The 8,833-nt window shown below is 32.7% G+C and carries 7 protein-coding genes; 2 read left to right on the top strand and 5 right to left on the bottom strand.

Features of this window, described 5'->3' with window-relative positions:
* A partial coding sequence (secDF, locus tag FPG59_RS10825; protein WP_086454619.1) for a protein translocase subunit SecDF occupies window positions 1–2,973 on the top strand: 2,973 nt, incomplete at its 5' end.
* Between the two features lie 93 nt (window positions 2,974–3,066).
* Window positions 3,067–3,714 (top strand): acyloxyacyl hydrolase, encoded by a 648-nt coding sequence (locus FPG59_RS10820; RefSeq protein ID WP_086454618.1) that lies wholly within the window; start codon window positions 3,067–3,069, stop codon window positions 3,712–3,714.
* Window positions 3,715–3,741: 27 nt separating this feature from the next.
* Here the strand turns inward: FPG59_RS10820 and lgt are convergent, their stop codons facing one another.
* The 5 genes from lgt to FPG59_RS10795 form a co-directional block, all read right to left on the bottom strand.
* Window positions 3,742–4,686, bottom strand: coding sequence for a prolipoprotein diacylglyceryl transferase (gene lgt / locus FPG59_RS10815; protein WP_086454617.1), 945 nt, complete (start codon window positions 4,684–4,686; stop codon window positions 3,742–3,744).
* Window positions 4,687–4,740: 54 nt separating this feature from the next.
* On the bottom strand, window positions 4,741–4,983 hold the full coding sequence (gene yidD, locus FPG59_RS10810; RefSeq protein ID WP_086454616.1) for a membrane protein insertion efficiency factor YidD: 243 nt from the start codon (window positions 4,981–4,983) through the stop codon (window positions 4,741–4,743).
* A 23-nt stretch (window positions 4,984–5,006) separates the two neighbouring features.
* A complete protein-coding gene (cysS, locus tag FPG59_RS10805; RefSeq protein ID WP_086454615.1) occupies window positions 5,007–6,488 on the bottom strand; it encodes a cysteine--tRNA ligase in 1,482 nt (493 codons plus the stop codon).
* Between the two features lie 135 nt (window positions 6,489–6,623).
* A complete protein-coding gene (gene folE / locus FPG59_RS10800) occupies window positions 6,624–7,295 on the bottom strand; it encodes a GTP cyclohydrolase I FolE (protein ID WP_086454614.1) in 672 nt (223 codons plus the stop codon).
* A gap of 193 nt (window positions 7,296–7,488) precedes the next feature.
* Window positions 7,489–8,682, bottom strand: a complete 1,194-nt coding sequence (locus tag FPG59_RS10795; protein ID WP_086454613.1) for a pyridoxal phosphate-dependent aminotransferase — start codon at window positions 8,680–8,682, stop codon at window positions 7,489–7,491.
* Window positions 8,683–8,833 lie beyond the last annotated feature (151 nt).

Below are 8,833 nucleotides of genomic sequence, written 5' to 3'. Positions count from 1 at the left end.
ATGCAGAATAAAGGACTTATTAAATTTTTCGCAATTCTATTTGCATTGGTAAGTATTTACCAACTTTCTTTCACTTTTGTGGCCAATAACATCAAGAGTGATGCTAAAGTTTTTGCAGGAGGTAATCCTGATAAAGAACTGAAATACTTAGATTCTATTGGTAAAGAAAAAATATTAAACCTTGGATTTACTGATTTTACTTACGATGAAGTAAAAAACAAACAAATTAATAAGGGTCTTGACTTAGAAGGTGGAATAAACGTAATTCTTCAAATTTCTATCAAAGATGTTTTGAAAGGTTTATCAAACAATTCTAAAAATCCAGTTTTTAATAAGTCGTTAGCTGATGCTTCGGCAAATTTTGAAGGAAATAAAACGTATTTGGATAAATTTTACGAAGCTTTTGATGCTAATTCAAAAGGAACTATAAAACTTGCTTCTCCAGATATTTTTGCAAACAGATCATTACAAGGTGAAGGTGGTGTTAGTTTTCAGATGACTGACGCTGAAGTGCAAAAAGTAATCAAAAGAAAAGTAGACGAATCTATTGAAAGTGCTTTTAAAGTACTAAGAGAGCGTATTGATAAGTTTGGAGTAACACAACCTAACATTCAAAAATTAGGAGAAACAGGAAGAATTCTTGTTGAACTTCCTGGTGCTAAGGATGTTGATAGAATTAAAAAATTATTAGGAGGTAAAGCACAACTTGAATTTTGGGAAACGTACAAAATTGAAGAAGTTGGAAATTTCTTAATGGCTGCTAATGAAGCATTGAAAAAAACTGAAATCAAAACAAATGTTGTGAAACCAGTTGTTAAAGACTCGTTAAGCGCATTATTAACTGATACAAAAGATTCTACAGCTGCAAAAAAAGGACAAAATCCTTTGTTTGATAAAATAGTGAGTCAAGGAGGCGGACCAGTTTTAGGTTTGTTTTCTCCTAAAGATACTGCTACAATTAACGCATATTTCAAGAGACAAGACATAAAAATCTTATTACCTGCAGCATTAACTTACGCTAAATTTGTTTGGGGTAAACCACTTAATATTACTGATGATAAGCAAAAGCAAATTGAAGTAGTAGAATTATATGCTTTACGTGGGAACAGAGATAATAATCCAGCCATGTTAGGTGCTGTTGTTACTGATGCTAAAGATACATTTGATCAGTTAGGTAAGCCTGCTGTTTCTATGCAGATGAATTCACAAGGCGCAAAAGGTTGGGAAGAATTGACTGGAAGAGCCTTTACACAAAAAAGTAATATTGCCATTGTTTTAGATAATGTAGTGTATTCAGCTCCAGGTGTATCAAGCGGACCTATTTCAGGTGGAAGATCTGAAATCTCAGGTGCATTTGACGTAACTGAAACTAAAGATTTAGCTAACGTGCTTAATGCGGGTAAATTACCAGCTTCGGCAGATATTATTCAGTCAACTGTTGTAGGTCCTTCATTAGGTCAGGCTTCTATTGATGCTGGATTGATTTCATCAATCATTGGTTTTTTACTAGTTTGTTTCTGGATGGTATTTTATTACGGAAAAGCGGGTTGGTATGCTAATTTAGCCTTGCTATTAAACTTGTTGTTTTTGTTTGGTATTATGGCAAGTTTTGGTTTTGTATTAACATTGCCAGGTATTGCAGGTATTGTATTGACATTAGGAACAGCGGTAGATGCAAACATTATTATATATGAAAGAGCAAAAGAGGAGTTGCGCGACGGTAAAACATTATCTGATGCAGTAGTTTCAGCTTACGGATGGCATGGTGCTATGCGTTCAATAATTGATGCTAACGTTACACACGTTTTAACTGGAGCAATCTTGTTTATTTTTGGAACAGGTCCAATTAAAGGTTTTGCATTAACATTACTTATTGGTATAGCAACATCATTATTTACATCAATTTTCATAGCAAGAATCTTTATTGATAGAAATATTGCAGGTAAGGCAGATTTAACTTTCTGTACTAATTTGACCAAAAACTGGTTTACAAACTTTAACTATGACTTTATCAAAATCAAAAAGTTTACTTACATCTTCTCTTCAGTTGTTGTAATTGTAAGTTTGATTTCTATTTTCTTTGTTAATGGTTTAGATCAAGGTGTCGATTTTGTGGGAGGTAGAACTTTCCAAGTTAAATTTGAAAAACCAATAGATGCTTCTGTAGTTTCAGAAGAATTATCTACAGCATTTGGTACACCAGTAGAAGCAAAAGTTTTAGGTGATGATGACCAATTGAAAATTACCACTAAATACAAAATCAAAGAGGATGGTATTGCAGTAGACAAAGAGGTGAATGAAAAATTATACAACGCTTTGGCTAAGTATTTTCCAAATACATCTTATGATAAATTTACAAACACTTTTGACGGTAAAAAAGTAGGAGTATTACAAGCTTCAAAAGTTGGTGCTTCTATTTCTGAGGACATCAAAACAAACTCTTACTGGGCTGTTTTAGGTGCTCTTGCAGTAATCTTTTTATACCTTATGATTTCGTTCCGTAAGTGGCAGTATTCATTAGGAGCTATTGCAGCCGTTGCACATGACGTTATCTTTGTATTAGGAATTTACTCTTTATGTTATAAATTTATGCCTTTCCACATGGAAATGGACCAACACTTTATAGCTGCTATTCTTACTGTAATTGGATATTCTATGAACGATACTGTAATTGTATTTGATAGAATTAGAGAATTTATTTTAGGAAAAAGAAAAGGAAGTTTTGAAAGCATAGTAAATGCATCTATTAACACAACTTTATCTAGAACTTTAAATACCTCTTTGACAATGATTATTGTATTATTGACCATGTTCCTTTTTGGAGGTGAGTCAATCAGAGGATTTATCTTTGCTATGTTAGTAGGTATTATTGTGGGTACATATTCATCTTTATTTATTGCTACTCCTGTTGTAGTAGATACTTTTACTAAAGAGGATAAAAGCACAATTGAAAAAGAACATGCTGCAGAATAATTAAAGTTTGTATGCACGTAATAAAAATAGGTTTGACGTAAGTTGAACCTATTTTTTTTGTTTAAATTGTAATTTAATGATGAATTGTTTTATATGATGTATAACAAGATTACTGGTTTCCTTTTTTGTGCGTATGCTTTGTCTTTTACATGCAATGCGCAACAAACTCCGAACGATATAAAGTTTGGTTTTTCCGTAGGTTTTGGTAGTGAGTTTAGAAATAGAAACTACACGTATTCAAATCAATATTTTAAGTTTCACTTTATGAAAACTGTTAAATCGACCAACAGATTTAGCTATGATTTGGTTTTGCAACCTGAGTATAATAGTGGCGCACATCAGCTTTTAAATCTTTACTTTGTTAAGCCTGAAGAGGAAAATTATATTGAAAAAAGGGAGCGGTACACAAAGCTAAAAACGTGTAATGAATACATATTGAATATTGGGCTATTAATGCGCTATTCTTTATCAAAAAAGTCAAGTATATATGTTTTAGGAAGTGTAGGTCCTATGTATATTGATACAGCAACAGAGCGATTATCAAAAGGTTTTGCATTTGCAGATGTTTTAGCTTTAGGTTTTAATTATAAAGTGGGCCAGTTTATACTGGATATAAGACCTAATTTTAGACATACTTCTAATGCAGGTTTGCAAAATAGTAATGCGGGTTTCAATACTAAAAACATTGAATTTGGAATTCTTTATACTCCAAAAAAAAGCGTTAAATCTATATTGAATTAACGCTTTTTGTATATGAAAAATGTTTGTCTAATTTTTTTTGGCTCTGATAACAAAATACAATCCAATTAATACAAAGGGTATACTAAGCCATTGGCCTGTTGAAAATAATCCGAGTGCATTTTCAAATCCTCCCTGGCTTTCTTTAACAGATTCAACGATGAATCGAACAGTAAATAAAAGCACTAAGAACATCCCGAAGATATAGCCACTATAATTTCTTTTTTCAGTTTTCCAATACAAGAAAAATAATGCAACAAATACAAAGATATAGGCAAAAGCTTCATATAACTGAGTAGGGTGTTTAACCGGTACTTGTTCTAATAGTGTTGCAAATTTTGGATCATTAGCAATAGCATAATAGGCATCTTTTGGATTTGAGATTTGTGTTGCATTAACAGCATCTTGCGGGCTAAAATGATCTCTTAAAAACTTGATTCCAAAAGGTGAATTAGTAACGTTTCCAATAATTTCGGAGTTAAAAAAGTTTCCTAAACGTACAAAAATAGCGCCACTAGCAACCGGAATTACAACGCGGTCTAATATCCATAATTGAGGTCTTTTTAAAATATTTTTGCTGTAAAAATACATAGCAATGATAATGGAAATTGCAGCGCCATGACTAGCCAATCCTTGAAATCCTGTAAATTCCCATCCTTGAATAATATTAAATAGTGATTCGTTTGGGTTTTCTTTAATTGGTAATAAAATTTCTGCTAAATGGTTGCGATAATATTCCCAATCGTAAAAAAAGACATGGCCCAAACGTGCTCCTGCTAGGGTAGCAAGGACAGTCCAAATGAACAAAGAATCTAGTTTTTCAATAGATTCTCCTTCTCTATCAAAAATGTGTTTCATGATATACCAGCCTAAACCAAAGGCTACAACAAACATTAAACTGTAAAATCTAATCATGAAAAAACCTAAATCAATTCCTTCTGATGGGTTCCAAACTAAGTTTAATGCGTGTGTCATGTGTGTTTTTTAATTTTTGAATAGTAAAAATAGTGATTATTATAAGAGAAGGTATTAACTCTTTGTTGTTTTTTTGGGTACTGGATCATATCCCGTTTTTCCCCAAGGATGACAGCTCAAAATACGTTTTACACCAAGAAAAGTTCCGTAAAATAAACCATGTACTTGCAAAGATTCAATCATATAATGTGAACACGTAGGTTCAAAACGACATGCTGCAGGTGTAAATGGAGAAATTGCGACTTGATAAAATCGTACCAAAAACACAAACGGAAAAATTGAAACTTTTTTGATCATATTTTCTGCTTGTCATTTATAAACTAGTTAATGCTGAACGTAGTTCCCTCTTTACCATCTTTTAATTGAATTCCAAGTGCAATTAATTGATCTCTAATTTGATCAGACAAAGCAAAGTTTTTATTCTCTCTTGCTTGTTTTCTCATTTCAATAAGCATGTTTACTGTACCTTCTAATTTATTATTTGTGGTGTCCGAAAGTTTTTCATCTTCTAATCCTAAAACATCAAATACAAAACCCTGCATTGTTACTGTGAAAATCTGTAAATCCTCTTGATGTAGCGTTTCTTTATTGTCTTTTAAAAGATTTATGAAGCGAACACCTTCAAATAGTTGAGCAATTAATATAGGTGTATTAAAATCATCGTTCATTGCATCGTAGCATGATTGTCTCCAGGAAGTAATGTCTAGCGTACTTGCATTTGAAACAGGAATTTCAGATAATGAATTCATAGCTTCCATAAGTCTTTTAAACCCTTTTTCGGCTGCTACAATTGCATCATCAGAGAAATCAAGAATACTTCTGTAATGTGCTTGTAGCATAAAAAAACGTGCCACAGATGCTGAGAATGCCTTACTTAAGATGGTGTTTTGACCAGTCAAAATCTCTCGTGGTAAAATATTATTACCGGTAGATTTGGCCATTTTTTTACCATTTAGAGTTAGCATATTTGCATGCATCCAATAGTTCACAGGAGTTTGTCCTGTGCAAGCCTCATTTTGTGCGATTTCACATTCGTGATGCGGAAATTTTAAATCCATCCCTCCGCCGTGAATGTCAAAATGATTTCCTAAATACTTAGTGCTCATGGCGGTACACTCTAAATGCCATCCTGGGAAGCCATCGGACCATGGTGAAGGCCAGCGCATGATATGTAGCGTTTCTGCTTTTTTCCAAAGTGCAAAATCTTGAGGATTCCTTTTATCGCTTTGTCCATCAAGATCACGTGTATTGGCAAGCATGTCTTCAATGTTTCGACCGCTTAATTTTCCGTAATGATTGGTTTCGTTAAATTTAACAACATCAAAATAAACAGATCCATTTGCTTCATATCCTATTCCTGATGCAATAATTTTTTTTACAATTTCAATTTGTTCAATGATATGCCCTGTTGCAGTAGGTTCAATACTTGGAGGTAAAAAATTGAAAGCACTTAAAATGTCATGAAAATCTACGGTATAACGTTGTACAACCTCCATAGGTTCTAGTTGTTCTAAACGCGCTTTTTTTGCAATTTTATCTTCTCCTTCATCTACATCGTCTACAATATGTCCAACATCAGTAATGTTACGTACGTAGCGCACTTTATAATCAAGATGTAAAAAATACCTAAAAATCATATCAAAAGACATGAATGTGCGAACGTTTCCTAAATGAACATTGCTATAAACTGTAGGACCACAAACGTACATGCCTACATTTCCCTCAATTATAGGTTCAAAAAGTTCCTTTTCTCCAGATAATGAATTGTAAATTCTGAGTTTTTGGTTACTGTATAATGGCATTTTGGCTGTATTTTTTACTCAACAAATCCCCTATAAAAAGGGGAGTTGAGTTGTGAATGTGTTATTGTGTTTTTTTATCTTTTTCTATTTGAAAAGATCAACTTTTCGAATTTTTTTGATAATAGGAGATTTAGACTAGAACTTTGTTTCTAATTTAATGTAATCTAAAAACTCTCTTCTTGTTACAGTATCTTTGAATTTCCCACCAAACTCAGATGTTACGGTGCTGCTTTCAATATCGCTTATTCCTCTTGAGTTAACGCATAAGTGTTTTGCATCTATCACACAAGCTACATCTTCAGTCCCAAGAGCTATTTGTAATTCTTGAACAATTTGCATGGTTAAACGCTCTTGAACTTGAGGTCTTTTAGCATAATATTCTACGATACGATTCATTTTGGATAAACCAATAACAGTTCCGTTTGAAATATACGCTACATGAGCTCTACCTATTATAGGCAATAAATGATGTTCACAAGTAGAATACACGATAATATTCTTCTCCACCAGCATTTCTCCATATTTGTAATTGTTGTCAAACGTTGATGCTTTTGGTTTTCTATTAGGATTTAATCCACCAAAAATTTCTTTAACAAACATTTTTGCTACTCTATTTGGGGTTCCTTTAAGACTATCATCTGTTAAATCCATTCCTAGTGTTAGTAGAATGTTTTCAACATCTTTTTTTATTTTTTCAATTTTATCATCATCAGAGATGTCAAATGCATCTTTTCTAATTGGATTATTTGCGGACAAACTCACGTGATTGTCACCTATTTCGTCTTGAAATTCTTCGTTTTTTATCATTAAAAGAAACTATTATAGTGGGTATATTTATTCAAGCGGTAAAGATAATAATAAATAACAAAGTTTTTCAATGGCGCTTACTATTTAAGAGTACTTTATGGCTTTGCATGTTGTTTTTTACCGTTTTATTCTAAAAAAAAGAAAGGCAAAACTACAGTAGATTTGCCTTTCTTTTTATGGATAAAAATTGTTTTTATAACGCGTTGTAAGCTGGAATTGCAGCTTTTAAAATGGCAACAGCTTTAATTAAATCTTCTTTCTTTAAGACATACGCAATTCTAACTTGATTTAGTCCCATTCCTGGAGAAGAGTAAAAGCCTGCAGCTGGTGCTACCATAACAGTTTCACCATTCAAGTCAAAACTTTCTAGTAACCATTGTGCAAAAGCATCAGCGTTATCTATTGGTAATTGTGCGATACAGTAAAAAGCACCTTTTGGCTTACTGATAACAACACCATCAATTTTGTTTAACTCTTCAATTAAGGTATCACGTCTTTCTCTATATTCTGATATAACTTCGTCAAAATAAGATTGAGGTGTATCTAAAGCTGCTTCGCTAGCAATTTGTTCTATGGTAGGTGGACTCAAACGTGCTTGTGCAAATTTCATAGCCGCTGCCATCACTTCTTTATTTTTTGATGTGATACAGCCTATTCTTGCGCCACACATGCTGTAACGTTTTGATACAGAATCAATCATAATAGCGTGCTCCTCAAGTCCAGGAATACTCATTACAGAATAATGTATATCACCATCATAAGTAAACTCACGGTACACTTCATCTGAGATTAAAAATAAATCATGCTTTTTTACAAGTTCTGCCAATTGCAGAATTTCTTCTTTTGAGTATAAATAGCCTGTTGGATTTCCAGGATTACAAATTAAGATTGCTTTGGTCTTTGGTGTAATTAATTTTTCAAAATCGGCAACTGCAGGTAATGCAAAACCATTTTCGATAGTTGATATTGCTGGAACAACGGAAACACCTGAAGCAGTTGAAAAACCATTGTAGTTTGCATAAAAAGGTTCTGGAATAATAATTTCATCCCCTTGATCCATGGTGCTTCCCATTGCAAAAAGTAATGCTTCAGAACCTCCAGTGGTAATTATAATATTTTCTGTAGATACATCAATACCTTGTTGGGTGTAATAATTCGATAATTTTTTACGATACGATTCATTTCCAGCAGAATGACTGTATTCTAAGATGGTTAAGTCAATATTTTTTACAGCTTGCATTGCAACTTCAGGAGTTTTTATGTCCGGTTGTCCAATGTTTAGGTGGTATACTTTATGACCTTTCTTTTTTGCAATTTCAGAGAATGGGACCAATTTACGTATTGGTGATTCAGGCATTTGTTTGCCTTTGTTAGATATAGTTGGCATATTTTTGAATTATAGATGCACAAAATTGCGATTTTTTTTTGAAAGTAAATGCAATAAAAAGGTTTATCAATTGTTAAATCTTTATTTTTAAACTATTTATTTACTAACTTTATAATAAATAAATTTAATGAAATCAATTCTACTTTTCTTC

This window comes from Flavobacterium sp. FPG59 (genome assembly GCF_002150205.1).
Taxonomy (GTDB): Bacteria; Bacteroidota; Bacteroidia; order Flavobacteriales; family Flavobacteriaceae; genus Flavobacterium.
Note: the sequence above shows the minus strand (reverse complement) of the source record. Positions and strands in the feature narration are given on the sequence as shown.